Here is a 26,461-nt window from a genome sequence, read left to right as displayed (position 1 = left end):
CATGGCCTCCGCCCACACGCTGGCGCAGAAGCTGATCGCGCGCGCGAGCGGGCGCGAAAGCGTGGCGGTAGGCGACATCGTCACCTGCGGCGTCGATCTCGCGATGTTCCACGACTCTTCCGGTCCGCGCCGGCTCCAGCCGATGCTGGAGGAACTCGGTGCGCAGATCTGGGACCGCTCGCGCGTGGTGCTCGTGATGGACCACTACGTGCCTGAGCGCGACGACGATTCGCGCCGCATCGTGCGCATTGCGCGAGACTGGGCGCGCGACCAGCAGTTGCCGCACGTCTACGACAGCCAGGGCATCTGCCATGTGGTGGTGCCGCAGCATGGGCACATCCGTCCCGGGATGATGTGCGTGGGCGGCGATTCGCATTCGCCGACCGGTGGTGCTTTCGGCGCCTACATGTTCGGCGTGGGCAGCACCGAGATGCTCGGCGTGGTGGTGACCGGCGAGATCTGGCTGCGCGTGCCCGAGACGATCCAGATGTGGTGGGACGGCGCTTTGCCGAAGGGCGTGACCGCCAAGGACATGATGCTTCACATGATCGGCCGCTTCGGCATGAACGGCGGGCGCTACCAGGCGGTGGAATTCTGCGGGCCGGCGGTGACCGCGCTGTCGATGCAGGAGCGCATGACGCTCTCCAACATGAGCGCCGAGCTCGGCGCGCAGGCCGGCTTGATCGCGCCCGATGCGACCACGGCCGCCTATCTGGCGGGGGCCGGTGTGCCGCACGTCGACACCCGGCCGTGGTTCACCGACGAGGACGCCGAGTTCACGCGGCACCGCTTCGACGCGAGCACGCTGGAGCCGCACATCGCCGCGCCGCACAGCCCGGCCAATTCGCATGGTGTGAGCCGCTTTGCCGGCATGCCGATCGACATCGCCTACATCGGCGCCTGCACCGGCGCCAAGCTCGACGACCTCCGCGCAGCCGCCCAGGTGCTGCGCGGACGCAAGGTCGCGAAGGGCGTGCGGTTGATGGTGGCGCCCGCGAGCGTGCGCGACCAGAAGCTCGCAGAGGAGGAGGGCGTACTGCAGGCGTTGACCGATGCGGGCGCGGAGCTGTTCCCGACGGCGTGCGGCGCCTGTTCCGGCTATGGCGATCCGATGGGCGACGACGTGACCGTCATTTCCACCACCGCGCGCAACTTCAAGGGCCGCATGGGTTCGCCGACCGCACAGGTCTATCTGGGCTCGCCCTATACCGTCGCCGCCGCCGCATTGCGCGGCAGCATCGCCGATCCGCGGGAGGTGCTCGCATCATGACCATCTCGACGCAGCACCGCGTCTGGCGCCTGGGCGCCGACATCGACACCGACGCGCTCGCGCCCGGCCATGCGATGAAGCATGGCATCGACATCATCGCCAGGCACTGCCTGGAGGCCGTTCGCCCGGAGTTCGCGGGGGACGTGCAGCCAGGGGACGTGATCGTGGCCGGTCCGAACTTCGGCATCGGTTCATCGCGCGAACAGGCCGCGGCCGTTCTGGTGAAGCTCGGCGTCGCGGCCGTGATCGCACCGGCCTACAGCGGACTCTTCTTCCGCAATGCGTTCAACCTCGGCCTGTTGCTTCTGAGCTGCCCGCAGGCCGAGACGCTGCGCGAAGGTGACCGCATCGAGATCGACCCCGCGATGCCTGCGGTGATCGCACCGGACGGCACGCGCCTCGAATGCGAGCCGGTGCCTTCGTTCCTCATGGACATGGTCCGCGCCGGCGGACTGTTGAACCAGCTACGCCAGCGTGCTGGCAAGAAAGCAAGCCATGCCTGATCCTTCCCATGCCCCAGCCATCGACCCCGTGACGCTGGCCGTGCTTCGCGGCCGGCTCGAACAGGTGGCCGACGAGATGGACGCGACGCTCTACCGCAGCGCGTTCAACCCCATCATTGCCGAGGCGCACGACGCCTGCCACGGCCTCTACGACGCCACCACCGGAGACACGCTGGTGCAGGGCAAGTCGGGCCTGCCGGTGTTCGTCGGCGCGATGGCCTTCGCGGTGCGTGCCACCGCCAAGGCCGCAGAATCGCGCGGCGGCATGCAGGACGGCGACATCTGGATCAGCAACGATGCCTACGACGGCGGCACGCATGCCAACGACTTCAAGCTGGTGCGGCCCTTCTTCCGCAACGGCAAGCTCTACTGCCAAATGGCCTCGGCCGCGCACTGGCACGACGTCGGCGGCGCGGTGCCCGGCAACTACAACCCGGCGGCGACCGAGTGCTGGCAGGAGGCGGTGCAGATCCCGCCGGTGCGCATCGTGCGTGATGGCGTTCTCGACCGCGACGTGCTCGCGATCCTGCAGGCCAACACGCGCCTGCCCGACAGCCTCTGGGGCGACCTCAACGGCCAGCTCGCCGCGCTGGAGCTCGGCGCGAAGCGGCTCCATGGCCTGCTCGACGAATACGGCGACGAGCTCGTGCTGCAGGCGCTCGGCGAACTGCGCAGCCGCGCGCTGCGCCTGATGCGCTCGCACATCGGATCGTTGCCGGACGGCCGCTACAGCTTCGAGGACGTGCTCGACAACGACGGCATCAGCCCCGAGGCGCTGACGATCGCGCTGGACATGACCGTTTCCGGCGACCGGCTGCTGCTCGACTTCTCGCGCACCTCGCCGCAATGCGCGGGGCCGGTGAACATCTCGCGCGCGACCGCGATCGCGGCCTGCTACGTGGCTCTCAAGCACCTCTTCCCCGATGTGCCCGCGAATGCCGGCGTGCTCGACGCGGTGGACTTCGTGCTGCCGGAGCGCCTCGTCATCAGCGCCGAGCGGCCGCGGCCGGTGGGCGGCTACACCGAGACCATCCTGCGCATGATCGACGTGATCTTCAGCGCTGCCGCGAAGGCCGATCCGAAGCGCGCGGTGGCGCAGGCCTACGGCACCATCAATGCGCTGTCGATCGCGGGCCTGCGCAGCGACGCCGGCCGCGAAGGCCAGCGCTGGGTGATGTTCAGCTTCTTCGGCGGCGGGCACGGCGGTCATGCGGGCGGCGACGGGCTGTCGCACGGCAATGCGCCGATCTCGACCGCGACGATTCCGCCGCTGGAGATCCTCGAGGCGGCCTATCCGGTGCGCTTCACCGAATGGGCGCTGCGTCCGGATTCGGGCGGCGAAGGCCAGCATCGCGGCGGACTCGGCGCGGTCTACGAAATCGAACTGCTGGAGAAGGACGCCGAGGTGTTCGTCTTCGGCGAACGCGGCACCTCGCCGCCCAAGGGCATCGCCGGCGGCGGCGCAGGCGCGCTGAACGTCTTCCGCTACGAGAACGACGGCGCATGGCACGTGCCGCCGATGGTCTCGAAGATGCGCGGCATCCGCCTCGTGCGCGGCGAGCGGGTGCGCCTCGAAACTCCCGGCGGCGGCGGGTGGGGCAGTGCGGCCGAGCGACAGCCCGAAGAGCGCGAGCGCGACCGCGCGATGGGCTACGTGACCACCGGCGCCGACGCCGGCAGGAAAGCATCCGAATGAATTCGAAACAACCCTCTCTCGTCGTCGGCGTGGACGTCGGCGGCACCTTCACCGACCTCTTCGTGCTCGACGATTCGAGCGGCAGCGCGCGCATCGTCAAGGTGCCTTCCACGCGCGGCGAAGAAGCGCGCGGCTTCATGAACGGCGTGGCGCGCGTGACCGATTCGGCCGCCGCGATCGCGACCATCGTGCACGGCACCACGGTCGGCACCAATGCCTTGCTCGAACGCAAGGTGGCGCGCACCGGCATCATCACCACGCGCGGCTTTCGCGATGTGCTGGAGATGCGCCGTCGCGATCGTCCGCAGACCTGGGGGCTGCGCGGCAGCTTCACGCCGGTGGTGCCGCGCGACCTGCGGCGCGAGGTCGACGAGCGCGTGCTGGCCGACGGCACGCTGCACACGCCGGTCGACCTCGACCAGGTGCGCGCCGAGGCGCGTGCGCTGCTCGATGCGGGCTGCGAGGCGGTGTGCGTGTTCTTCATCAACACCTACGCCAATCCCGAGAACGAACGGCGCGCGGTCGCCGCGGTGCGCGAGATCTGGCCCAACGCGCACGTCACCTCGGCGAGCGAGGTGCTGCCCGAGATCCGCGAGTTCGAGCGCTGCTCGACCGCGACGCTCAATGCATCGCTGCAGCCGGTGGTGGGCGGCTATCTCGCGCGGCTCGAATCCGATCTGCGCGCGCAGGGCTTCGGCGGTGAATTGCTCGTCGTGCAGAGCAACGGCGGCGTGATGTCGCGCCAGACCGCAAGCGATCTGCCGGTGCGCACCGCGCTCTCCGGCCCGGCGGCGGGCGTGATTGCCTGTGCGGCCATCGCGCGCGCGGCGGGCTTTCCGAATGCGATCACCGGCGACATGGGCGGCACGTCCTTCGACGTGTCGCTGGTCGCCGAGGGTGAAGCGGCGCTCGCGGCGCAGACGGCGATCGAGTTCGGCATGGTGATCCGCTCGCCGATGATCCAGATCGAGACCATCGGCGCGGGCGGTGGCTCCATTGCTTCGGTGGATGCGAGTGGCATGCTCCAGGTCGGTCCCGAATCGGCGGGCAGCGTGCCCGGGCCGGCCTGCTATGGGCGCGGCAACATGCGGCCGACCGTCACCGATGCCAACGTGCTGCTGGGCCGCATCGCCGCGGACCGGCCGCTCGGCGGCGGGCTGCTGGCGGCTTTGGATGCGGAGAAATCGCGCCAGGCCATCGAAGCGCATGTCGCGCGGCCGCTCGGGCTCGATGTGCATGCGGCCGCGGAGGCGATCCTCACGGTGGCGAATGCGCGCATGGCGGGTGCGATCCGGCTGGTGTCGATCGAGCGCGGCCACGATCCGCGCCGCTTTGCCTACATGCCCTTCGGCGGCGGTGGCGCGCTGCATGTGTGCGCGATGATGCGCGAGGTCGGCGTGGGCACGGGCATCGTGCCGCGCTATCCGGGCGTCACGTCGGCGCTGGGCTGCGTGATCGCGGACATGCGGCATGACGCGGTGCAGACCATCAACCGGCCGCTGACCGAAGTCGACGTGGCCGATCTGCAGCGGCGCATCGACGAACTCGCCGCCGCGTGCCAGCGGCGCCTCGATTCGGCGGGCGTGCGCTTCGAGGCGGTGCGCGAGGTGATCGCGCTCGACATGCTCTACGCGGGGCAGACGCACACCTTGCCAGTCGAGCTCCCGGATGCGCGCAGCAGGCCGCTCACGGTCGATTCGATCCGCGCGGCCTTCGAGGCGGCCTACACCACGGCCTTCGGTCGCGTGCTCGACGGCATTCCGATCCGCGTGATGAACCTGCGCTATGCGCGCATCGGCGTTCGGCCCAAGTTCGATCTGGCCGTTCTCGCACCTGAGGGCGCGGGCCGCGTCGAATCGCTCGGCACGCAGCGCGTGTTCCACGAAGGCAAATGGCACGACGCGCTGCGCCATGCGCGGCTCGAATTGCCGGTGGGAACGCGCATCGACGGGCCGGCGATCCTCGAACAGCCCGACACCACCGTGTGGCTCGAACCCGGCTTCCATGCCGAGGTCGATGCCCACGGCAACCTGCTGGTGAGGCCGTCATGAGCCGCGCGGCCGTTCCGGAGGCGAATCCCGAAGCGCCGCTGCGCGAGGTAGTCCAGTGAGCGCCGGCGCACCCCTCGTCGGCGCCAAGAGCGCGCTGGTCATCATCGACCTGCAGAACGATTTCCTCGACCCGAAGGGCGCCTATGCGCGCGGTGGCGACAGCAATCCGCCGGCGCTGCTCCTGCCCGCGCGCGTGGCCGAAGTGGCGCGTGCGATGAAGGCCAGGGGCGGCATGGTGGCCGCGAGCCAGTTCACGCTGTGGCCGGATGCGTCGGGCGCGCCGATGGTGTCGCCGCATCTCAAGGCGCTGCGGCCGTATCTGAAGAAGGGCGACTTCGCGCCCGGAAGCTGGGGGCAGGCGAATGTCGACGCGCTCGCGGGGCTGGTCGATGTGTCGGTCTGCAAGGTCGCGTATTCGGCCTTCTTCAATACGCAGCTTGATTGGGTGCTGCGCCGCGCGGGTATCGACACGGTCGCGGTCTGCGGCATCGTGACCAACGGCGGCGTGGCCAGCACGGTGCGCGATGCGCACATGCGCGACTACCGCACGCTGGTGCTGTCCGACGGCTGCGCGGCCTTCGGCGACGAGCGGCACCAGACCTCGCTCGCCGACATGCGCAACGTGGCCGAGGTCACCGACTGCGCGGCCTTCATCCAGGCGCTGGGTCGGTGATGGCCGAATCATCTCCCCGCCGAATCCGGCGTGCGCCAGCCATCGATGCCGAGGCGCGAGTGCCCGTGGCGATCATCGGCGGCGGCGCCTGCGGACTCACCGCGGCGCTGATGCTCGCCGATGCCGGCGTCGACTGCGTGGTGCTCGAACGCGATGCGGTGCCGAGCGGATCGACGGCGCTGTCTTCAGGATTCATCCCCGCGCCCGGCACGCGCGTGCAGCGCGAACATGGCGTGAGCGACGACAGCCCCGCGCGCTTTGCGGCCGACATCCAGGCGAAGGCGCACGGGCGCGCATCGCCCGTGCGGGTCGATGCCTACTCGAAAGCGGTCGGTCCGGCGCTGGATGCGCTCCAGGCGCGGCATGGCCTCGACTGGATCCTGCTCGACGGCTTTCTCTATCCGGGCCACAGCAGGCACCGCATGCACGCCTTGCCGCAGAAGACCGGCGCCGCGCTGATGGCGGGGTTGCAGTCGGCCGCCGAAGCGGCGGGCATTCCGGTGCTGACGCAGGCGGTGGTCGATACGCTGGTGATGAGTCCGGACGAGCGCGTGATCGGCATCGAATACCAGCGGCCGGACGGCCATCGCGAGACGCTGGGTTGCGATGTGCTGCTGCTGGCCTGCAACGGCTTCGGCGGCAATGCCTCGATGGTGCGCGAGTTGCTGCCCGAGATGGCCGAGGCCACTTTCGGCGGCCATGTCGGCAACGACGGCAGCGCGATCCTCTGGGGTGAAACGCTCGGTGCGCGGCTGTGCGATCTCGGCGGCTATCAGGGGCACGGCTCGTGGGTCACGCCGCAGGGCGCGCTGATGTCGTGGGCGGTGATCATGGAAGGCGGCGTCCAGGTCAACCGCGAAGGCCGGCGCTTCCACGACGAGACGCAGGGCTATTCCGAAGCCGCGGTGCATGTGCTCGCGCAGCCCGGCGGCATCGCGTGGAATGTGTTCGATGCGCCGCTGCTCGAACTCGCGCGCGGCTTTCCCGATTTCTGCGATGCGGAGGCGGCCGGTGCGCTGCGGCGCTGCGAGACGGTGGCCGATCTGGCGGCCTGCATCGGCTGCGACGAGGCGGTGCTCGCGGCCACGCTGTCGGCGTTGCAGGAGAAGCAGCCGCAGCCCGATGGCCGCGTGTTCTCGCGCGGCATCGAAGCGCCGTACTTCGCGGTGAAGGTGACCGGCGCGCTGTTCCACACCCAGGGCGGCCTCGACACCGGGGACGACATGCGCGTGCTGCGCGCGGACGGCACGCCCTTCGTCAACCTGCTCGCGGCAGGCGGCGCGGCGGGCGGCGTCTCGGGCGATGCGGTGTGGGGCTATCTCTCGGGCAACGGATTGCTGAGCGCGGTGGCCGGCGGCTACATCGCTGCGCGGACGGCCGCGGCGCTGCTTTCTTCCAGGGAGTCGATGAAATGACGGACAAGACATTCAAGGCGCGTCTGGCGTCGAAGGACATCGTGCTCGCGCCCGGCGTCTACGACGCGCTGAGCGCGCTGGTCGCCGAGCAGGCGGGGTTCGAGGCGCTTTACCTCTCCGGCGCTTCGATCGCCTACACGCGACTGGGCCGCTCGGACATCGGCCTCACCACCTTCACCGAAGTCGCCGACACGCTCGCGCGCATCACCGAGCGCGTAAGCCTGCCGGTGATCGTCGATGCCGACACCGGCTTCGGCAACGCGCTCAACACCCAGCGCACCGTGCGCGGCTTCGAGCGCGCCGGCGCGGCGATGGTGCAGATCGAGGACCAGACCTTTCCGAAGCGCTGCGGCCATCTCGACGGCAAGGCGGTGGTGCCCGAGCGCGAGATGGTCGGCAAGCTCAAGGCCGCTCTGGATGCGCGCGCCTCCAGCGACACGCTGATCCTCGCCCGCACCGACGCGGTGGCGGTCGAAGGGCTCGACGCCGCGCTCGATCGCGCCGAGGCCTATCTCGAATCCGGGGTGGACGCGCTCTTCATCGAGGCGCTGCGTTCGCCCGAGCAGATGGACGCGGCCTGCCGGCGTTTCGCGCATCGAGTTCCGCTCCTGGCCAACATGGTCGAAGGCGGCAAGACGCCGATCCAGGATGCGGACGCCTTGCAGGCGCACGGCTTTCGCATCGCGATCTTCCCGGGCGGTACTGCGCGCGCGGTGGTGCACACGCTGCAGGGCTACTACGGGAGCTTGCATGCGCATCGCACCACGCAGCCGTGGCGTTCGCAGATGCTGGACTTCGATGCCCTGAATGAAGTGATTGGCACGCCCGACCTGATGCGCACCGGGCGACAGTACGAATAGCGGCGCACCCAAACCCAGAAATCCCGCGGAACCGGCTTCGCCGGGCCGCCGGGATTGCCCCCGGAGAGGGGGTGCCCGAGCCACACGAAGTGGGCGAGGCTGGGGGTGAACTTAGTTTCAGGCGCAGCGCGCGTACACCAGGGCGAGGTAGTCCGTGTGCTTGCGCAGCGCCTCGAGCTGCTGGAGCGTCGTGCCGGTCACGCGGTCATCGGGGTCGAACTTCAGGCTGCCGTCCGGAAGCAGGACAAAATGCGTGGCGCCGCGCGGCAGGCCGGGGCGGTTTCCGACGTTGACATAACCGCAGCCGGCACCGGTGGAGCGGTTGTACTTGACGCCCGAGAAGGTCGCGAATCCATCGGGAAGCTGCTTGCGCACGCTGGTCTCGACCTTCCAGACCGGAAAGTAGAACCACCACACGGCAAGGCAGCCGACAAAAAGCGCGATCCCGACCAAGGCCGATACGAGCACTCTCATGTTTCGCTCCTTTCCCCCAGGAGTGAAACATTTTAATAACAATTAAAACTTTTGTTTAATTCTCGGCGCCATATTCCGATCGGCCGGTTGGCATTGTTCAGCGTACGGTCGACATCACCGTGGCGCGGCACCGGCGCTGCTCGTGCGGCGCCAGCAGCGAGCAATTGTCGAGGGCGCGTTGCTGCATGTCGCTCAGGCGGGGGCGCGAGGGCTGGGCGTAGTAGCCCGACGCGTAGCCCGGTGCGTAGGCAGGTGGCGCCGGACGGTAGTAGGCGGGTGGGGCGGGCGCCGGGTAGTAGACGGGCGGAGGCGCCTCGTAGTAAACCGGGGGCGCAGGCTGGTAGTAGGCCGGCGGCGGCGCCACGTAGGCGGGTGCGGGTTCGTAGTAGACGGGACCGCCGACACCGACGGACACGCTCACTTCCGCATGGGCCGCCACGGCAGCCGAGAGCGCGGTTGCTGCGATTGCAGCCGAAAAAGCCAGTTTGGCAAGCGAAGAGCCATTGAAGCTCACTGAAATTCTCCGAAGTTGGATATGTCCGTCAGATCTGAACGCGGCGCACGGGAGGGCGGTGGACACGCCCAACAATCTGTGACGCCTGCAGCGTACCTGACGCGATTTTGCCTTCGTCGACCCGCAAATCGGGATAGGGGCCGGTCACGAAGACCGGACCCCTCCCACACCACCCGGCATGCGGGTCCGCACCGGGCGGTTCGAGAAGTTGAGGTCAGCATAGCCGGGGAATGCCGAAGTTGTCGAAGTACGCGTTGGTCAGCACCCGATTGACGAGGTTGGCGCTGCAATACCACCAGCGACGGGCGTGGGCAGCCACTTGCGCGGCCAGATCGACAGAAGCGCCCAAGGCGCGAAGTTCCCGGAATACGGTCGTTCCACGGCACCAGAACTTCAACTGGATCGCTCTGAGCCGATGGCGCAGCCAACTGTCCAGTTCGCGGAACGTGCTGGGCGTCTGCGTCAACCGGAAGTAGGCCTTCCAGCCGGGCATGAATGCCTGCAAGTCCTTGGCGATCTGATCAAAGCTGCGGCCGGTCTGCCGCCGGGTGAGTTGCCTCACCCGCTGACGGTAGCGCTGTAGCGCTGCCGCCGCCACATCCCTATGGACTTTGCCTGTGGTCTTCGAGAGCCAGAAGCAGTAGCCCAGAAACTTGCGTTTCCAAACCAGCGCCACTGCCGTCTTGGCCTCGTTGACCGACAGGCGCAGTTTCGCGTAGCAGCGCCGCAGTCCTGCCAGCACCCGCTTACCCGCCGCGATGCTCTTGACGTAGACATTGCAGTCGTCGGCATAGCGCACGAAGTTGTGCCCCCTGCGTTCGAGTTCGCGGTCCACTTCGTCGAGCATCACGTTGGCCAGCAGAGGCGACAGAGGCCCGCCTTGCGGCGTGCCCTCGTGGCGCTCCAGTTGAAGCCCGCCGTCCATGATCCCGGCCTGAAGATATTTGCGGATCAGCCACAGCACCGCCTTGTCGGCGATGCGTCGGGCCAGTCGCTCCATCAGGATGTCGTGGTTCACGCGGTCGAAGAATTTCTCTAGGTCCACGTCCACCACTACCGTGCATCCCTGCTGGACATAGCTGTGCGCCAGCAATACGGCCCCGTGCGCGCTGCGCCCGGGCCGGAACCCGAAGCTGTGCTCGCTGAATGTAGGGTCGATCACCGGTTGCAACACTTGCAGCAGGGCCTGCTGGATCAGTCGATCAACAACCGTAGGGATACCCAACTCCCTGTACTCACCGCCCAGTTTCGGAATCTGCACGCGGCGCACCGGACTGGGCCGGTACGTTCCAAGCAGAAGACTTTGCCGGATGTCAGGCCAGTGGCGCTTGAGGTACCCCTCGGTCTGCTCTACCGTGCGCCCATCGACGCCGGCGCTTCCCTTGTTGGCTTTGACGCGTTTCCACGCCGCCGCCATGTTGCGCTTCGCCAGCGCCTGCCCAAGCAGGTCCTCTGGCCCCCAGTGCGTTTGTTCATCCCGCGCCGGTCGCGATTCATCACGTGCGGGCTCACACCGGGCTTCACCCTGTGCGCGGCCTACGCGCCCCGCTGAACCAGCGGGCTTCTGATGCGATTCACTTCCGAGCGACATGTCTCGTCACTGTCCTTCTCGTTTGGCCCTTCGTCAGGTCGCCCCGACTACTACGACCGCTGCTGACTTCTCGCTCCGGACAAGCCCGTCGCCCTTTCAGGCATAAGGCGAGATCTCCCCAGGTAAGAACGCGATCCTTCACCGCACAGTCGCCCCATTTACGCCACCTCGCCTTGACCACAAGAGCTTCGCAGCCTTTTGCCTGCTCGCCCTGCTCGGCAGCGCCTCAGATGAGGTTCGTGTACCTCGACTCACGGTTTACGCTCCACGCTTCCTTTCCACGCTCGGTCGCCCTCACGCAGTTGCGCTTCGCTTGCCTCACTGTGGTCAGCTCGGCCGGGGACTTCCACCCCGAAGATCGCGCCCATGCTGGGCGCACAAAAACAGCCCGCGCGAGGCGGGCTGTCTGCTTGCTCAGAAGAACGGGGCGGGGCTCAGGGCACGTTGGCCGTGTTCATCTGGTAGGGCTTGCCGGGCAGCGCCATCGCGCCGCCGTACTCGGCCGCGGAACCGTTGATCGCGTTGATCGGGCAGCCGGTCGGTCCTGGACATGCACCGCCGTCGCTGAAGATCACCGGTCCGTAGCGGTAGTTGCGCACCGCCTTGCCGGCGTAGTCGAGCGCGCTCAACACATAGCCCTGGTTCGCGAAGTTGTCGGCGTCCTCCACGGCGATCAGGTCCTTCATCTCGCTGTGCTGGATCGTGCGAACGACGCTGCCGCTGTTGCCGTTGGAGGCGAAGCGCACCCAGTTGATCTTGTTGTCGCCGCGGGAGGCAACGATCACCTGCTGGCTGCTCGGCTCGATGCTGGTGTCGCCCGGTTCGCCCTTGGAGGTCGCGAGCGACGTCGGGTTGCGGCCGATGCCGGTCACGGTGCCCACTTCGGCGATGTTGCTCGCCGGCGGGTTGGCCACCATCTGCCAGCCGCCAGCCGGCGTGAAGCCGTCGAGGCTGTAGATGTGCAGCGTGCCGTCCTGCGTCGCGATCCAGGCGCGCGGGGTGGAGCCGAAGACCGTGGTCTTCACCGCGGTCGGGCGCGCACCCAGCGACACCGTCTTGAGCACCGTCGGCTTCTGCGAGGCCTGCACGTCGAAGGTGAACGGCCACTGGTTGGCCGCCTGGCCGAAGTTGGTCGTCTGGCTCACGTTCGAGCTGAAGTACATGCCGTTGATGTAGCTGAACAGCGGCTTCAGGTCGATGAACGCGGCCTTCTGCTCCGACTTGGAGATCACCACCGCCACGCCGCCCTTGGCGTAGTTGTAGTAGTTGGCGCCACCGCTCGCGAAGCTCTGCCAGTTGTTCGTCAGTGGCGAGTTGTCCAAACCGATGAACTGGCCGACCTTCGAGCCGGTCTGGTAGAGCGTCTTGAACTGGTCCATGCCGGTGGTGACGGCGATCTCGGTGGGCGCGTTGATGCCCGGCAGGTCGACGTAGCCCAGGATCTTCATGAAGGCGATGTCGCCCATGTTGGCAAGACCCGGGTAGACGCCCATCCACTCCTGCCACCAGTTGTACCAGGCCGAGTAGCCGATGCCGTTCGTCGTGTGGTCCGCGGTGCCGTTGTACGGATCGCAGCCATCGCACAGGCCGGCCAGCGCGATCACCGCCACTTGGCCCTTGAGCGCCTGCGTGTCCCACACCGTGACCAGCGCGAATTCGCTGTTGTTGGTCATGGCGATGGCGGTCGGCACCTTGTTGGCGGGCAACTGCACCGTGGTCCGGTTGCGCGCAGTGTTGCTGCCGAACGTGCCGATGACACCGTTCTGGAACGCGACCAGGCCCTCGGCGCAGAAGCCGGGGCGGCCGGTGCAGCGGCCGACGGCGATCGGATTGCCGCTCACGATGCCCTGGTCACGGTAGCCCATCACGTTGATGCTGTCGATGCCGCCTCCGGTGACGGCAGCGCGCGTCCAGCTCAGCTGAGGCAACTGGGCGAACGTGTTGTACATGTAGTTCGAGACCTGGATGTCGGACACGCCCACGCGCTGCGTCGGGTCGTCCGCGACGAAGGTGATCGAACCCTGGTTCGATGAGTAGGAACCGGCATTGCTGGATGCCTGCCCGACCTGCCACCAGAACGGGTAGTCCGGTGCCGGCGAGGTGAGCTTGGTGTCCGTGCGCTTGTACAGCGCCGGGCCGGTGTTGGCCGTGCCGGAAGAGATGGCGTCCGGGCCGTAGCGATAGGTGATGCCGGCGTCCTGGCTCAGCTGGGCGGCCATGGCGGTGTATTGCGCCGGGATGATGTTCAGGCTGCTGTCCACGATGTCGCCGGACACGGGTGCCGGTGCCGGCGCGGGGGCCGGGGCCGGAGCGGGTGCGGGTGCCGGAGCGGGTGCGGGTGCCGGAGCGGGTGCGGGCGCCGGAGCGGGTGCCGGAGCCGGTGCGGGTGCCGGAGCCGGAGCGGGTGCCGGAGCCGGTGCGGGTGCCGGTGCCGGTGCGGGTGCCGGAGCCGGTGCGGGTGCGGGTGCCGGTGCGGGTGCCGGTGCGGGTGACCCGCCCCAGCGGCGCCATTTCTCCAGATCCGCCTGATCCTTGGCTGCGCTCGTTCCGCTCGCAGCGGAGCCCGACGTGCTGCCATCTGCGACTGTCATCGCGCTTCCATCCACAGTGGCCGCGGCGACCGTTCCGGTGCCTGCGCTGGTACCCGCGAGCGCGCTGATACCACCACTGCTACCCCCACCCCCACAACCTGCTAGCGTTCCTGCTGCAATAAGCAGCAAAAGAGAACTTTTCTCTATGGTTTTCACAAAAAAGACCCCACGATTAAGAAGAATCCGGTTTGTACGTTGACCCTTCTTGCGTCGCAAGCTTTCTTTCAAATCCTTTCCCAATGTTTTTCTTATGCTTAGGCGGCGGTTACAACGGTAGTTCTCAGTGACGTCTTTGCCGTTAACTTCCTTCTTATTTGCAAAATCTGCATGTAACCGTAGGCAACCCCTTTCATCATCTGGGATGCGAAAATTGATGAATTCTGGCTGCGTTTCTCGCCTACATGCGTTCGGGATGGCGTGCCACGACGCGCGGCTTTTCATCCGCCTAGATTGAACGGTGAACCCCTAGAGGCTCACTGTTCGAAAGGAGCGTTGAAATGTTCAGCAAGGATTGCATCCGCACGCCGCCGCTTCTGCGAATTGCGGTCATCGCGGCGTCGTGCATCCTCGGCGCGGCGGCATGCACCGACCGTGCTGCCGACGAATCCACGAAGCGGCAGGTGGACGCCGCGGTGGATCAGGTCGGCAAGACCGCCTCGGCGGCGGCCGACAAGGCCACGGAACTGGCGGAAATCGCACGCGACAAGACCAAAGCTTTCGTGACCTCGCCGGAGGTCAAGCAGGACGCCGTTGCAGCCAAGGAAGCCATCAAGCACCTTGGCGAGGCGACCGTCGCGAGCACCGACGACGCCGGCGTGACGCTCGCGGTGTCCGCGGCGCTGGCCCGGGACCCGGATCTGACCGTCTCGCGCATCGACGTCGAGGCCCGCAACGGCGCGGTCCGGCTCACTGGTCCGGCGCCGAGCGAGGAGGCCAAGGCGCGGGCAGGCGAGATCGCCAAATCGGTCAAGGGCGTGGTTTCCGTCGACAACGCGCTGGAAGTCAGATCCACTGGTTAACCCTGACGGAAGAACATGCAGCTGTATGAATATCGGTCAATCAACCTGTTCTGAAATCAGGCGAATGACCATCTTCTCGAATGAGGAACCAGCCGGGTCGAGGGCGCACGATGGTGGCACGGAGTGTGCAGGTTTCGGGCATCGCTTCAGGAGACTCGCATGGATCATCGCCAAGACCCCGTCACTGCCGCCGCGGCCGCGCACCCGGTTCTGGACGCCGACATCGCCATCCTCGATCTTTCGCTGCGCACGACCAACGTGCTGCGGCTGAACGAGCTCCACACCGTGCGCGATCTCACCCGGCTGCCGGCGCGCAAGCTCTTCGTGCTGTCGAGGCTGGGGCGGAATTCGCTGCGGGAGATCGTCGAAAGCGTCAACCGCAAGGGCCTTCGTCTCGCCGATTGAGGCTTCAGCGGCCCTGGTTGAGCCGCCGCATCCCCTGCTCAGTGAGGAAGTTGCTTCCCTGTCGGTCGGACGTCACCAACCCGTTCGACCGGAGGCGTTCAGAGACCCTGATTGCATCCGTCGGCAACTTCTGGGTGTGCGCTTCCAAGAGCGCCTGTAAGGTGTTCCATTGCTCATCATTGAGCCGAATCTTCTTGACCACGGCATCCCCACTTTCCTGGCGGCGAGTCTGAAACAACTTGTGCTTGATGGCCTCCTCAAAACGGTTCTTGCATTTCGGCGAAGTTCGGGTTAGGGAAAACGATGAAGCAAACTGCCCGCGCGTCGTCATAGGCGCGACGCGGCGCGCGGCGCCTTGCTGGTAAAACCGCCCGCAACCATGTCCATTCCCACGAATTCCCCGACGGCGGCGCCGCTGCGGCCCGTGCGTACCGCCGCCACCCTGATCGTTCTGCGCGATGGCCTCGCCGGCATGGAGGTGCTGATGCTGCGCCGTGCCGAGAAGGAGGCCGACCAGAACAGCGGCGCCGCCGTGTTCCCCGGCGGCACGGTGGATCCGAACGACCGCGCGCTGCATGGGCTTTGCGCGGGCGTGGACGACGTTGCGGCAAGCCTGCGCCTGGCGATGCCCGCGAACGGCCTCGATTACTACGCCGCCGCCGTGCGCGAATGCTTCGAGGAAGCCGGACTGCTCTTCGCCACCGGTGCCGACGGCCGGCTCATCACGCTCGACGGCCTGCCGTCCGCGGAACTCGCGGCGCTCCGGGCGACGGTGGAGGCGGGCGGCGACGCCATGCTGCGCCTGTGCGAACGCCAGGGCTGGCGCCTCGCGGTCGACCGGCTGACTTACTTCAGCCACTGGCTGACGCCGCCCGGGATGCCGAGGCGTTTCGACACGCGCTTTTTCGTGGCGGTGGCGCCGCCGGCGCAAAGCGCACGTCCCGACGGGCGCGAGACGGTCGAACACCTCTGGCTCCGGCCCGCCGATGCGCTGGACCCGGCGCGAGGCCTGCGGCTGATGAACGTCCAGCGGCGCATCCTCGAGCAGCTCGCGACCTTCGGCAGTGCGCTGGATTGCGTGGAGCACGCGCGTGGCCTGCGCGAAGTCCGCCTGGTGATGCCCCGGCTGGCCGAAGGCCCGGGCGGCCGTCGGCCGGTGAATCCGGGCGAGCCGGCCTACGAGGAGATTTCGCTGATCGATCCCGACGGCCAGTGCCACGGGCGCTACGAGCTCACGCCGGGGCTCGCGATGCGGCTGTCATCGCGAGTGGTGCGCGTGACGGGCCGCAGCGGCGATCTTCTGGTCAACAGCTATTTCGTCGGCGGCGAAGGCGGCGATTGGGCGCTGATCGATGCCTGCCCGGGCGACGAGGCGCATGCCGCGATGCTGCTCGCATCGGCGCCCGGCCGGGTGCGATGGACCCTGGCGCTGCGCGGCACGGTCCCGTTGCCCGGCGACCGGCTGGCCATTGGCGGATGCACCCTGCGCGTGCTGCGACCGGCGGACCAGCCGGATTCGGCGGCCTGTCTGCTGCTGGAGGAGGAGAAGCTGCTGTTCCTGCGCGAAGCGGATCAGCGCTCGCCGCTGGCGGCCGAAGGCGTCGAATGGCTGGCGCCGGCCAGCGGCTTTCTCAGGCGGGCCTGAGCTTCGGTCTGGTCGCGCGCGAGGCCGGATCGTTCTTCGAGGTCGCGGGCCAGGACGCCGCATTCGAGCAGCGAGATGTCGGGATCGCCTTGCCGGATGCGGACATCCAGCAGGCATCTGCGGAGCAGGGCCATGGTCGGTGAAGAGGAAAGGCTTCCTTTCGGAGGCCGATCTCGCGATTCTCGATTTGCCGGACCCGCCGGGTTTCTGCGCCTTGAGGACGGGTCGTCCATGAAAGCGAAACAATGGCCTTCCTCGGCGGGCGCTCAGCCGACGATCTTCGCGATCAACGCGACATCGGCCACGCCGTTGGCCGGCAGGCCGTGCTGGGCCTGGTAGTCCTTCACGCCGCGGAACGAGGCCTGGCCGAACACGCCGTCGGCCTTGATGTCGGCGCCCAGATCGGACAGCCCCAGCTGCAGCAGCCGGACGTCGAGCCCGCGCGCGAGCGGCGACTGCACCGTGAGCACGCGCGAACCCGGCGGCGGTCCGTCGTAGCAGCCCGGCGGCATGGCCGAGAGCGTGGCGGCCGAGATCTCCTGCCCGCGCACCACCAGTGGCAGCTCGAGCCCCCAGAAGCCCTGGTCGATCAAGCGCTGGAAGGCGTCCATGCGATACACGGTCGCGCGGATGTCGGCGCGCTTGTTCGTGGCCATCCAGTCGCGCCGCGCCGAGACGTAGGCCTTGATCCACGCCTGCTCGCCCGCTGTGCCGACCTGCCCGACGGCGGCGATCGTCCGGTCGCGGATCAGCGCCCACGAGCCATGCACCGTGCTGTCGTAGACCACCGCGACCCCGAGCGGCGAGACGATGCCGAGCTTGCCTGCGGCGGCCAGCGCGGGCTGCCAATAGCTGTCGTCGAAGAAGGCGTCCTGCGTCTCGCGCATCACCGGATCGTCGGCCGAGGCGCGCAGCACGTTCTGGAGCTTGCCGTCGTTGTCGAGCGTGAGGTCGCGCTGCTGGAAGCGCGGCAACGCTTGCGCAAGGCGCGCGCCGAAGCGTGCGCCGAGGTTCGCGCAATAGCGCTGCAGCAGCGTTGCGAGGTTGCCGGAACCCAGCGTGGTCTGCGAGCGGCCGTAGGTGAGATGGCCCGTGTCGCCGGGGATCAGCGTCACCTGGCCGTAGTCGCCCAGCACCGAGCCGGTTTCGAACACGTTCACGATCGCCTGCGCGCTCTTGACCTGGGTCGAGGTGAGCGGTGCGCCCGCGGCGGGGGCAGTGGCCATTGCGTTCCTCCTGCAACCGTATCGGCGGCGATTGCAGCAGAAAGGCATGACGCCTGCCATCCACCATTCAGTGGATGGCCGTTCGTGGAGGCGAGCGATGCGCCCTGTTTTCGCTGTACAGGCCGAGGCGTTGCCGCTACGCTCGCGCGGATTCGCCAACATGGCCGGAGGAGTTCGAATCGTGATCATGTACCCCTTGCCCGGTTCCCGTGACTACCAGGAACGGCTCTTTCCCGATCCCGCGCTGCTCGACCCGGCGACGCGCGCGAAGCTGAAGCTCGACACCTACGAGGACGTCATCGCGCACTTCACCGCGAGTTCGCTGGCGGAAGACGGCATCCAGATCGAGGCCGGATCGCTCGCCGTGACCAAGGGGGCGGGCGCGACCGGCTACATGGTCGCATTCCGGGCGCTGCCGGCCTTCGCGCAGCAGGCCGAGCACTTCGCTGCCATGCACGTCGCGATGCTCGATGCGCAGCATGCGGGCCTCGCGCTCGACGGCTGCGATGCCTGCCGCGAAACGCCCGCCTGGAATCCGATGTCCGGCTTTCCGGTGAATCGCAGCGACGGTCCTTCGCAATGGCTGCCGTGCCTGCCGGTCGGCATGCCGATCGCCAACCACCAGGCGGTGACCTTGATGCACTACCCGCCGATCGTCGCCTACCAGACCGCGAACTACCTCAACAACATGACGCTGCGGCGCTGGGCGCAGATCCTCAAGTGCGCGGGCATCGGTTCGCCGGAGCGCTATCACGCGATCCTCGATGTCAATCCGATCGCCGCGCCGGGGTCGGGCGAGAGCGAATACCCCAACGACTACTTTCCGATCAGCCTCACCTCGATGTTCTTCGACAACGACGCGCGCGGCCTGACCTACGTGCGCTCGATGCTCGAACTCATGCTCAACCCGCCGTCGAATGCGGAGAATCCGCTGACCCTGCCGCTCCTGGTGTGCGGATCGCCGCTCTACGACCCGCAGGCGCCCGGCTGGTTTCGCACGCGCTACAAGGAGCATCTGCCGAAGGACGCCAACGGATCGCCGACGGTCAACGTGCTGCAGGCGGGCTTCATCCGGGTGTTGCCCGGCAGTCCGAAGAAGACGCCTTACCTGATCGCCAACCACATGATCGCCGCCGGCGTGACCGGCCGCTGCACCGACAACCCGGGCCAGATCCCGGACATCCGCAAGTACGAGGCCCAGGACCTCGCGGCCGCAAGCTTCCTGGGCCTGTGCGCCGATGCGGCGAAGCGCGGCGAGGAGGTCGATCCCGGCGAGGCCATCCGCACGGCCTGCGAGCGCTGGTTCGGCCCCAACCAGGGCGACGGCAGCGGTGCGCCGAACCCGGCCAGCGAGAACGACCGTCTGACCATCTGCGCACTGGCGCAGATGGACCTTTGCTTCAATCCGAAGACGATCTCGCCGACCTATACCTACGAACAAGCGCTCGCGCGCTGCCAGAGCAAGGGCGGCGCCGATTTCTCGCCCTGCTTCGGCTGCGCCTGAGCGCCCCGGGGGCCCGGCCCTACTTGTGGAGCAGGCGCTCGAACCCTTCCCACTCCTCGAGGGGTTCGCGCATGTAGCGGGTGCAGCGTTCGATGAAGATGCGTGGGACGGGATCGTGCGGGTCCGCAGCGCTGGCCTTTTCGAACAGACCGAGCGCGGCTTCGAACTCGCCCTCGAAGTACAGCGACATCGCCGAATCGAGCCGCTCGCGGGTCGCGAGCTTGGCATCGCGGCGCTCGGGCGCCTCGGCATCGATGACCTCATAGACGTCCACGGCGATGTTCTTGCCCTTCACCGCCACGCGATCGACGCGCCGCAATGCGAAGGCCTCGGGCGCGCGCAGGGCGTGGTAGGTCGCCTCGCCGATCAGCAAGCGCGCGTGGTAGACCTTGGTGAGCTGCTCGATGCGCGAAGCGAGGTTGACCGGGTCGCCGATCACCGTGCACTGGATGCGCTCGTCCCCGCCCACGGTGCCCAGCAGCAGCGGTCCGGTGTTGACGCCGATGCCGGCCGCCAGGGTCGGCTGGCCGCGGGCGACGGCGCGTTCGTTGAAGACTTCGAGCGCCCGGCACATCGCGATGCCGGTGCGCACGGCGGCGTCGGGCTCGGTGTCGAAGAGCACCTTGATCTCGTCGCCCGCGAAGGAGTCGATGAAGCCGCCGGCCTGCTTGATCTGAACCTCCATGCTGCCGAAGTAGCGGTTGAGCAGGTCGATGGTGCTGCGCGGGTCGAGCCGCTCGGACAGCGGCGTGAAGTCGCGCAGATCGGAGAACAGCACGCTCATGGTCTTGGCGACGCTTTCACCGAGGCTCACGCGCGCGATGTCGCGGCGATCCAGGCTTTCGAGGAACTGGCTGGGAACGAAGCGGCGCTGCGCCTCGATCAGGCGCTGCTGCCGCTGGTAGAGCCGCGCGTTCTCGATGGAGATCGAGACCTGGGCGGCGAGCAGCTGGATCACTTCGATGCGCTCTTCGGTGAAGACGCCGCCCGTCAGGCTGTTCTCCATGTAGATCGCACCTTCGCAGCGGCCGTGCTGGCGCAGCGGAATGCACAGCACCGACTGCGGCTGGCGTGCCTGCAGATAGGCATCGCGCGAAAAGCGTCCGGCGCGCGCCGCATCGTGCAGGACGATCGGGCTCTCGGTGTTCAGCACGTGGTAGACGATCGAGATCGGGAGGGCGAGCGCACCTTCGTTGCTGTCGAAGGGAACGGCGCGCGACGGCACCGTCGCTTCCTGGCCTGCCTCGCACAGTCCTTCGATGACGAGCTGTTCGTCTTCGCGCACCACGAAGCAGCCGCGCTGCGCACCGGCGTTCTCCAGCATGATCCGCATCGTCGCGGTCCAGAGCTGATCCAGCGCGATCTCGCTCGCGATGGCCTGCGAGGCCTTCATCACCGAGGCGAGGTCGAGCGAGGCGGAGTCGAGATTGGCGGCGCTGGATTTCGACGCATCGCCGCGCGGCCGCGTCGCCGATGACGACTGCGCGAGCGCCGGGAACTCCTCCTCCATGTGGGCGACCTTGCGCCGCGCGCCCCAGCCTTCGTAGAGATTGCGCGCCGCGCGCAGGTAGCCCTCGGCGGCCTTGCGACGGCCCGAGGCGAGCAGGTGGCGGCCCGCGAGTTCGTTGGCCATCGCCTCGTCGCGCCGGAAGCCCGATTCGTGCGCGGCGGCCATCGCCATTTCATAGGCCTGCAGAGCGGCCTCGACGCGACCGTCGAGGCGCGCGAGCTCTGCCTGCATCAGCCGCTGCAGGTGCAGGAAGTTCGCTGCGCAGTGGCTCGCCCAGCGCGTCATCCGCCGAAGATCGGCGCGCATCCGCGCCCGGGTGGCCGCCTGCTCGTCGGCCGGCATGCCCGGCAGGCAGGCCGCCAGCGTAAGGTAGGCCACGATGTAGAAGCGCGCGAGCTGCGGCAGCGACATCGCCGAGGCGATGAGCTTGTCCTGTTCGCGCACATGGGCCAGCGCCTGCTGGTGCTCGCCGTAGAACCAGAAGATCTCGGCCTTGTAGATGTGATAGTTGGCCACGCCCGTCATGAAGCGGCGCTGCCGCATGCCTTCGAGGCAGCGCGCTTCGTCGAAGCTCGCATCGTTCATGGAGCACAAGCCGTCGGTCTGGCCGAGGAAATTGCGCTGCATCTGCAGGAACAGCGTCCCCGAATCGAGCGAGTCCTGGTATTCGCAATCGCGCACGATGGTGAGGAAGTCCGCGTGCTCCTGAGCGGCGGCTTCGAGATCGAGCTTCGGGTCCCAGATGATGCAGTCCTGCGCGCTGTAGGCCAGGTAGAGCAGGTCGCCCGACTGGTAGCCGGCCTCGATGCCGCGCCGGAACCATGGCGTCATCGTCGACCAATGGTTGCTCCAGTGGTGCACGAACATCGCATAGACGTAGATCACGCGCGACTTCAGCGCGATGTCGTCGCTCAGGTCGTTCATCGCGACCGCGAGCTGGCCGTACTCGTAGCCGAGCGGCGCGTCGTCCAGCGCGCCGCACAGCAACATGCCGTAGGCCGCGTAGGCAAAGGCCGATTCGGGGCTGTTGCCGTGGCGCAGCGAGATGTTCACCGCGCGCAGGACGAGGAACGGGAAGAGATTGCCGCTGCCCGAGAGAAAGGCCGCCGGGAAGATCTCCATCAGGAGCCGGATCGCGACCTGCTGCACCGGATCCGACATCGGCGGCGCGTCGATGAGATCGGCGATCCTGCGCCCGCCGAGGTTGCGCCGCACGGCGGCGATCTCGCGCCCGATCGCCGCTCGGTCCGGGTCGTCGGTGATCCGCATGCCGAGCAGCGCGAGGCCGGTGGTCGCGGCGCGGATCGACTCGGCCATCTTGCCGATGGTGGCGTACTGGCGCGTGCGCATCGAGAGGATCTCGGCCTTTTCCAGGTTCGATCGCGCATGCGCGAGCATCTGCTCGATCCACGACTCGGCCTCGCTGTAGTTCGCGGTGAGGTAGGCGCATTGCTGGTACTCGGTCGCGAGCGCCATCTTGAGGTCGAGGTCGCTGGTCCACGCATCTTCCGGCAGCAGCGCGAGCCCGTGGCCCAGATAGGCGAGCGCCGATTCGTAGGCCGACGAGCGCAGCGCGCGGCTGCCGGCTTCGAGGTTCATGCGCGCCAGCGCCTTGCGTTCGGCCGGATCGTCGATGAGCCGGTGGCATTCGTTGAGGTGGCCGACGATCTCGATCAGCCGCTCTCCGCGTTCCTCGGGCGTGGCGTGGCGCTGGATCAGCCGGCCGATCGAGAGGTGCACGCTTTCCTTGCGATCGGCGGCGATCAGCGCGTAGGCCGCCTGCTGCACCCGGTCATGCTGGAAGCGGTAGCTCGGATTCAGCCCGGCGGTGGCCGCCTCGCCGCCGCTGCCGACCAGCTTGTAGTCCTCGTTGAGCGGCACCACCAGGTGGCGCTGCATCGCGGGCAGCAGGTCGGCTGCGGTGCGCTCCATCGATTGCTCGTGGATGATCGACAGCGTGCGCAGATCGAAGGTGTCGCCGATACAGGCCGCGAGCTCCAGCACGCGCTGTGTCGCGGCCGGCAGCTTGCGCAGGTTGGCGAGCACGAAGTCGACCACGTCGCTGCCCAGGCCGCTGCTGCGCACCGCCTCCATGTCCCAGCGCCAGCGGCCCGATTCAGGCGCGAAGGCGATGGCGCGCGCCTGCTCGAGCGCGCGCAGCAGCGCCGTGAGGAAGAAGGGGTTGCCCTGCGCGCGTTCGTGCAGCAACTCGGCCAGCGGCCGGCACGCGGCCACGTCGGCGTGCAGCGCATCCGCCACCAGTTGCTCGACCGCGGGCAGCGCGAGGGGCCGCAGGGCCAGTTCGTGGATCGCACGGCTTTCCTGGATCTCGTTGAGCGCCAGCCGCAGCGGATGGCCGACGTCGACCTCGTTGCTCCGGTATGCGCCGATCAGCAGCAGATGCCGCAGGTCGCGCGCCGTCGCGAGCCAGCGCAGCAGGTTGAGCGTCGACGCGTCGCTGAACTGCAGGTCGTCGAGGAACACCACCAGCGGCTGCTCGCTCGCGAGCGCGCGCACGAAGTTCAGGAAGGCGATCTGCAGTCGGTTCTGCTGCTCGTTGGGCGGCAATGCGGGCACGGGCGGCTGGGGGCCCATGATCTCTTCGAGCTCGGGAATCAGCTCGACGAGCAGCCGGCCGTTCGGCGCGACCGCCGCCACCAGCTTCTCGCCCAGAGTCCGGCGGCGGTCCAGCGATTCGGCCATCAGCTGGCGCGCGAGGCTGCGAAATGCCAGCGCCACCGCGGAGTAGGGCGTGCTGCGCTGGAACTGGTCGAACTTGCCCTGGATGAGGTAGCCCTCGCGGCGCACCAGCGGCTTGGCGATCTCGTTGACCAGCGCCGACTTGCCCACGCCGGAGGGACCCGAGACCATGCAGAACTCGGTGCCGCCCGCGGCCACACGCTCGAACAGCGCGAGCAGCGCGGCCTGCTCGGCTTCGCGTCCGTAGAGGCGCTGCGGGATGTTGAACTTGCGCGAGACGTCGCGATACCCGAGCGCGAAGGGCGAGATGCTGCCCGTTTGCGCCAGTTCGCGCTGGCAGCGGCCGAGGTCCTCGATCAACCCGTAGCTGCTCTGGTAGCGGTCCTCCGCGTTCTTCGCCATCAGCTTGAGGACGATCGCCGACACCGGCTGCGGGATCGCCGGGTTCATGTCGCTGGGCGAGGGCGGCGCCTTGCCGATGTGGCTGTGCACCCATTCGAGCACGGTGCGCGCATGGAAGGGCAGCTCGCCGGTCAGCAGCTCGAACAGCGTGATGCCGAGCGAATAGAAGTCCGAGCGGTAGTCGAGCAGCCGGTTCATGCGTCCGGTCTGCTCGGGCGACATGTAGCGCAGCGCGCCTTCGAGCCGGCGCGACAGCGCGTCGTTCTGGCGCTCCAGCGAGAGCTCCGACGCGATGCTGAAGTCGATCAGCCGGACGTCCTCGGCCGCGTCGACGAGGATGCTGTGCGGCTCGATGTTCTTGTGCACCACGTCGAGCTCGTGCACGCGCGCGAGCGCCTCGGCCAGCGCGATCGCGATGCGGAACAGGCTTTCGAGCGGCAGCCCGCGCTCGCCCTGTGCGGCGGCCTGCTCGGCCAGCGAGTGGCCGAAGGGCTCGAGCACCAGCGCCACGTTGCCGTTGCCCCAGGTCTCCAGGGCATGCACCCGCACCACCGATTCGATCGACTGCAGGCGCTTGAGCAGGCTGTACTCGTGGCGCAGTTCGGCCACTTCCTGCCGGCCGGGGTATTCGGCATCGAGCGTCTTGATGACGACCGGATGATCGTCCGCGATGCGCACCGCGCGATAGATCGCGCGGCGCTGGGACTGGTGGATGCGCTCGCCGATCCGGTAGCCGGGAATCGTGACCACCGCGCTCCGATCCGGCGCCTAGGCGCCGAACACCTGGCGTGCGCGCTCGGCGTAGGCCTCGGCCGCGGTGTCGCGCAGCGGCGTGCCGTGCCCGCACAGCGCATGGCGGTAGGGCATCGCGCCGAGGCGCGCGTAGTCGCCGACCTTGGGCTGGTTGACCTGCATGAACAGCGGGCCGAAGTTGGCCGGCTGGAAGAAGCCCATGCCGCGCATCATCTCGCGCGACTCGTCGGAGAAGTACTCGTTGGGTTCGACCCAGTTCTGCAGCGCGTCACAGGCCACCAGGATGCCGCCCGCGCGGTCGATGCGCAGCACGCACTCGGGCATGCGCGTGGTCTCGAATGCGAACACGGTGCAGCCCTCGAACGGCACTTCCGAGTCGGGCTTGAGCACCTTGTCGGGCACCAGCCCGTAGGCGTGCTGCGTGCCCGGCGGCGCCCAGAAGGTCGCGCCATAGCGCAGCTTGTAGAAGGCGTTGTCGCGGTCGTGCAGCGAGCCGATCTGCACCACGTGGGCGATGCGGCCGAGCGATTCGAGCTTTTCGAGTCCCGCTTCATCGAGCCGCATCGGATTGACGAGCGTCAGGTCACTGCCGTCGCGCACCACGGTCATGTTGCGGCTGAAGTGCCAGGGGGCGTCCATGAGGACGGTCTTCATCGTGCCTGTCACGAAAAAGACATCGGGAAAGACTTCCTCGATCTCGCCGTGGGGCAGGGCTGGCGGCAGTTCGTGCAGCGCGTCCATCAGATAGCTCCTTTGCTTGGGTAGGCGCGAGCGTACCGTACTTCGGTGCCTGCGGCGCGGCAAGCCAATTCATGCATAGTCGAACCGCCCCACATACGCGTATTCGTGCATGTAAGCGTGCAGGTACTCATCGAGATAGCGCCGCTGCGCCGGCGTGAAGCGGCCGAGGCGTACGTCTTCGAGGGTTTCGCGGCCGTCGGATTCGTCCAGGCGCTTGAGGTGGAAGAGCGTCATGTCGCGTCCGCCGAAGTAACGCTGCAGATAGCGGTGGTACGCGCGCGCCGCGCTCATGTCGAAGACGCAGCCCGCGAGCGCGGTGTACTGCGGCCGGCGGGCGAGTTCCTCGGCATCGAAGACGGGGTAGTTGCCCGGCGGGGGAACGAAGGGCGGCGGCTCGGGATTGGTCTGCACCGGATGGCGGCGCAATGCATCGACATAGGCCGCATCGAGTCCCGCATGCGTCGCGCCCTGCACCAGGATGTTGAGGTAGCGCTGCGTGGGCAGGCAGGCGTCGTTGAGGAAGGCGGGCAGGCCGGCGTAGGCGATGGCCGGCTGGCGGCCCTCGTCGGTGTCCAGCGTGACTTCGATGCGGTCGTAGCCGTGGCCGTAGGCTTCGGCGGCGTCGAGCAGCGCCATGTGCGCGTCCTCGCAGAGATGAAGCACGCCGCGCACCACGTCGGACGGATCGCCCGTGCGCTCGATGTTGCCGACGCCGCCTTCGTGGCGGAAGAAGTGCTGCACGTTGAAGCGCAGCCGCCAGCCCTGCAGCGCGGCGCGGCGCGACCGGTGCGGCTCCACGCCCTTGGCGCGCAGGGACGTCATGTCCATGTTCGATCCGTAGCCGAAGTACCAGAACACGAGAATCCTCCTGTACAGCCGGCGGCCGGCACCATTAGTATTCGCCGCTGGGGAGTTGGG

Annotated in this window: 21 protein-coding genes; 12 read left to right on the top strand and 9 right to left on the bottom strand. The window is 67.8% G+C overall.

Annotated features, from left to right (window positions below):
- The first annotated feature begins 1 nt into the window (after position 1).
- The 7 genes from VAR608DRAFT_RS29865 to VAR608DRAFT_RS29835 are packed head-to-tail and all read left to right on the top strand — an operon-like array spanning position 2 to position 8,468.
- Positions 2-1,270: a 3-isopropylmalate dehydratase large subunit gene (locus tag VAR608DRAFT_RS29865; protein WP_088957364.1), complete on the top strand. Its 1,269-nt coding sequence runs from the start codon at positions 2-4 to the stop codon at positions 1,268-1,270.
- Positions 1,267-1,773: a LeuD/DmdB family oxidoreductase small subunit gene (locus tag VAR608DRAFT_RS29860; protein ID WP_088957363.1), complete on the top strand. Its 507-nt coding sequence runs from the start codon at positions 1,267-1,269 to the stop codon at positions 1,771-1,773. The genes VAR608DRAFT_RS29865 and VAR608DRAFT_RS29860 overlap by 4 nt, the downstream gene beginning before the upstream one ends.
- The gene (locus tag VAR608DRAFT_RS29855; RefSeq protein ID WP_088957362.1) at positions 1,766-3,469 is read left to right on the top strand and encodes a hydantoinase B/oxoprolinase family protein; all 1,704 of its coding nucleotides are present in this window, start codon (positions 1,766-1,768) and stop codon (positions 3,467-3,469) included. Before VAR608DRAFT_RS29860 ends, VAR608DRAFT_RS29855 begins: the two co-directional genes overlap by 8 nt.
- Complete coding sequence (locus tag VAR608DRAFT_RS29850; protein WP_088957361.1) at positions 3,466-5,520, top strand: hydantoinase/oxoprolinase family protein; 2,055 nt, start codon at positions 3,466-3,468, stop codon at positions 5,518-5,520. The genes VAR608DRAFT_RS29855 and VAR608DRAFT_RS29850 overlap by 4 nt, the downstream gene beginning before the upstream one ends.
- A gap of 55 nt (positions 5,521-5,575) precedes the next feature.
- Positions 5,576-6,193, top strand: a complete 618-nt coding sequence (locus tag VAR608DRAFT_RS29845; RefSeq protein WP_088957360.1) for a cysteine hydrolase family protein — start codon at positions 5,576-5,578, stop codon at positions 6,191-6,193.
- The gene (locus VAR608DRAFT_RS29840) at positions 6,193-7,608 is read left to right on the top strand and encodes an FAD-dependent oxidoreductase (protein ID WP_088957359.1); all 1,416 of its coding nucleotides are present in this window, start codon (positions 6,193-6,195) and stop codon (positions 7,606-7,608) included. The genes VAR608DRAFT_RS29845 and VAR608DRAFT_RS29840 overlap by 1 nt, the downstream gene beginning before the upstream one ends.
- Positions 7,605-8,468: an isocitrate lyase/PEP mutase family protein gene (locus VAR608DRAFT_RS29835; RefSeq protein WP_088957358.1), complete on the top strand. Its 864-nt coding sequence runs from the start codon at positions 7,605-7,607 to the stop codon at positions 8,466-8,468. The genes VAR608DRAFT_RS29840 and VAR608DRAFT_RS29835 overlap by 4 nt, the downstream gene beginning before the upstream one ends.
- Before the next feature lie 117 nt (positions 8,469-8,585).
- On the opposite strand, the gene VAR608DRAFT_RS29830 is transcribed toward VAR608DRAFT_RS29835, so the two are convergent.
- The 4 genes from VAR608DRAFT_RS29830 to VAR608DRAFT_RS37320 all read right to left on the bottom strand — a co-directional run bounded on the left by VAR608DRAFT_RS29830 (position 8,586) and on the right by VAR608DRAFT_RS37320 (position 13,323).
- A complete protein-coding gene (locus VAR608DRAFT_RS29830; protein WP_088957357.1) occupies positions 8,586-8,942 on the bottom strand; it encodes a hypothetical protein in 357 nt (118 codons plus the stop codon).
- Between the two features lie 97 nt (positions 8,943-9,039).
- On the bottom strand, positions 9,040-9,456 hold the full coding sequence (locus tag VAR608DRAFT_RS37325) for a hypothetical protein (protein ID WP_157731163.1): 417 nt from the start codon (positions 9,454-9,456) through the stop codon (positions 9,040-9,042).
- 214 nt (positions 9,457-9,670) lie between these two features.
- Positions 9,671-11,047, bottom strand: a complete 1,377-nt coding sequence (gene ltrA / locus VAR608DRAFT_RS29820) for a group II intron reverse transcriptase/maturase (protein ID WP_088955248.1) — start codon at positions 11,045-11,047, stop codon at positions 9,671-9,673.
- A gap of 434 nt (positions 11,048-11,481) precedes the next feature.
- On the bottom strand, positions 11,482-13,323 hold the full coding sequence (locus tag VAR608DRAFT_RS37320; RefSeq protein ID WP_157731162.1) for a hypothetical protein: 1,842 nt from the start codon (positions 13,321-13,323) through the stop codon (positions 11,482-11,484).
- Positions 13,324-14,135: 812 nt separating this feature from the next.
- On the opposite strand from VAR608DRAFT_RS37320, the gene VAR608DRAFT_RS29805 reads away from it, so the two are divergent.
- Entirely contained in the window at positions 14,136-14,657 is a 522-nt protein-coding gene (locus VAR608DRAFT_RS29805; protein WP_088957356.1) for a BON domain-containing protein, read from the top strand.
- Between the two features lie 159 nt (positions 14,658-14,816).
- Complete coding sequence (locus tag VAR608DRAFT_RS29800; RefSeq protein ID WP_088957355.1) at positions 14,817-15,062, top strand: DNA-directed RNA polymerase subunit alpha C-terminal domain-containing protein; 246 nt, start codon at positions 14,817-14,819, stop codon at positions 15,060-15,062.
- Between the two features lie 4 nt (positions 15,063-15,066).
- Here the strand turns inward: VAR608DRAFT_RS29800 and VAR608DRAFT_RS37315 are convergent, their stop codons facing one another.
- A complete protein-coding gene (locus tag VAR608DRAFT_RS37315; protein WP_157731161.1) occupies positions 15,067-15,264 on the bottom strand; it encodes a hypothetical protein in 198 nt (65 codons plus the stop codon).
- Positions 15,265-15,441: 177 nt separating this feature from the next.
- Here VAR608DRAFT_RS37315 and VAR608DRAFT_RS29790 point away from each other — a divergent pair, with 177 nt between their 5' ends.
- Positions 15,442-16,707: an NUDIX hydrolase gene (locus VAR608DRAFT_RS29790; protein WP_088957353.1), complete on the top strand. Its 1,266-nt coding sequence runs from the start codon at positions 15,442-15,444 to the stop codon at positions 16,705-16,707.
- Positions 16,668-16,850, top strand: a complete 183-nt coding sequence (locus VAR608DRAFT_RS37310; protein WP_157731160.1) for a hypothetical protein — start codon at positions 16,668-16,670, stop codon at positions 16,848-16,850. The genes VAR608DRAFT_RS29790 and VAR608DRAFT_RS37310 overlap by 40 nt, the downstream gene beginning before the upstream one ends.
- Before the next feature lie 123 nt (positions 16,851-16,973).
- Here the strand turns inward: VAR608DRAFT_RS37310 and VAR608DRAFT_RS29780 are convergent, their stop codons facing one another.
- Positions 16,974-17,933 (bottom strand): chitosanase, encoded by a 960-nt coding sequence (locus tag VAR608DRAFT_RS29780; protein WP_197700433.1) that lies wholly within the window; start codon positions 17,931-17,933, stop codon positions 16,974-16,976.
- A 181-nt stretch (positions 17,934-18,114) separates the two neighbouring features.
- On the opposite strand from VAR608DRAFT_RS29780, the gene VAR608DRAFT_RS29775 reads away from it, so the two are divergent.
- A complete protein-coding gene (locus VAR608DRAFT_RS29775) occupies positions 18,115-19,437 on the top strand; it encodes a hypothetical protein (protein WP_088957350.1) in 1,323 nt (440 codons plus the stop codon).
- A 19-nt stretch (positions 19,438-19,456) separates the two neighbouring features.
- On the opposite strand, the gene VAR608DRAFT_RS29770 is transcribed toward VAR608DRAFT_RS29775, so the two are convergent.
- The 3 genes from VAR608DRAFT_RS29770 to VAR608DRAFT_RS29760 all read right to left on the bottom strand — a co-directional run bounded on the left by VAR608DRAFT_RS29770 (position 19,457) and on the right by VAR608DRAFT_RS29760 (position 26,401).
- Complete coding sequence (locus tag VAR608DRAFT_RS29770) at positions 19,457-24,799, bottom strand: AAA family ATPase (protein WP_088957349.1); 5,343 nt, start codon at positions 24,797-24,799, stop codon at positions 19,457-19,459.
- An 18-nt stretch (positions 24,800-24,817) separates the two neighbouring features.
- Positions 24,818-25,543, bottom strand: coding sequence for a hypothetical protein (locus VAR608DRAFT_RS29765; protein ID WP_197700432.1), 726 nt, complete (start codon positions 25,541-25,543; stop codon positions 24,818-24,820).
- Between the two features lie 69 nt (positions 25,544-25,612).
- Positions 25,613-26,401, bottom strand: coding sequence for a gamma-glutamylcyclotransferase family protein (locus VAR608DRAFT_RS29760; RefSeq protein ID WP_088957348.1), 789 nt, complete (start codon positions 26,399-26,401; stop codon positions 25,613-25,615).
- Between the last annotated feature and the right edge of the window lie 60 nt (positions 26,402-26,461).

Source organism: Variovorax sp. HW608 (genome assembly GCF_900090195.1).
Taxonomy (GTDB): domain Bacteria; phylum Pseudomonadota; class Gammaproteobacteria; order Burkholderiales; family Burkholderiaceae_C; genus Variovorax.
The sequence above is the reverse complement of the archived record's forward strand: the minus strand, read 5'-3'. Positions and strand labels throughout refer to the sequence as shown.

What these genes read in the sequence shown, in the direction of transcription:
- VAR608DRAFT_RS29865 (WP_088957364.1), top strand. Translation starts at nt 2, where the DNA reads ATGGCCTCCGCCCACACGCTGGCGCAGAAGCTGATCGCGCGCGCGAGC.
- VAR608DRAFT_RS29860 (WP_088957363.1), top strand. Translation starts at nt 1,267, where the DNA reads ATGACCATCTCGACGCAGCACCGCGTCTGGCGCCTGGGCGCCGACATC.
- VAR608DRAFT_RS29855 (WP_088957362.1), top strand. Translation starts at nt 1,766, where the DNA reads ATGCCTGATCCTTCCCATGCCCCAGCCATCGACCCCGTGACGCTGGCC.
- VAR608DRAFT_RS29850 (WP_088957361.1), top strand. Translation starts at nt 3,466, where the DNA reads ATGAATTCGAAACAACCCTCTCTCGTCGTCGGCGTGGACGTCGGCGGC.
- VAR608DRAFT_RS29840 (WP_088957359.1), top strand. Translation starts at nt 6,193, where the DNA reads ATGGCCGAATCATCTCCCCGCCGAATCCGGCGTGCGCCAGCCATCGAT.
- VAR608DRAFT_RS29835 (WP_088957358.1), top strand. Translation starts at nt 7,605, where the DNA reads ATGACGGACAAGACATTCAAGGCGCGTCTGGCGTCGAAGGACATCGTG.
- VAR608DRAFT_RS29830 (WP_088957357.1), bottom strand. Translation starts at nt 8,942, where the DNA reads ATGAGAGTGCTCGTATCGGCCTTGGTCGGGATCGCGCTTTTTGTCGGC.
- ltrA (WP_088955248.1), bottom strand. Translation starts at nt 11,047, where the DNA reads ATGTCGCTCGGAAGTGAATCGCATCAGAAGCCCGCTGGTTCAGCGGGG.
- VAR608DRAFT_RS29805 (WP_088957356.1), top strand. Translation starts at nt 14,136, where the DNA reads ATGTTCAGCAAGGATTGCATCCGCACGCCGCCGCTTCTGCGAATTGCG.
- VAR608DRAFT_RS29800 (WP_088957355.1), top strand. Translation starts at nt 14,817, where the DNA reads ATGGATCATCGCCAAGACCCCGTCACTGCCGCCGCGGCCGCGCACCCG.
- VAR608DRAFT_RS29790 (WP_088957353.1), top strand. Translation starts at nt 15,442, where the DNA reads ATGTCCATTCCCACGAATTCCCCGACGGCGGCGCCGCTGCGGCCCGTG.
- VAR608DRAFT_RS37310 (WP_157731160.1), top strand. Translation starts at nt 16,668, where the DNA reads ATGGCTGGCGCCGGCCAGCGGCTTTCTCAGGCGGGCCTGAGCTTCGGT.
- VAR608DRAFT_RS29780 (WP_197700433.1), bottom strand. Translation starts at nt 17,933, where the DNA reads ATGGCCACTGCCCCCGCCGCGGGCGCACCGCTCACCTCGACCCAGGTC.
- VAR608DRAFT_RS29765 (WP_197700432.1), bottom strand. Translation starts at nt 25,543, where the DNA reads ATGGACGCGCTGCACGAACTGCCGCCAGCCCTGCCCCACGGCGAGATC.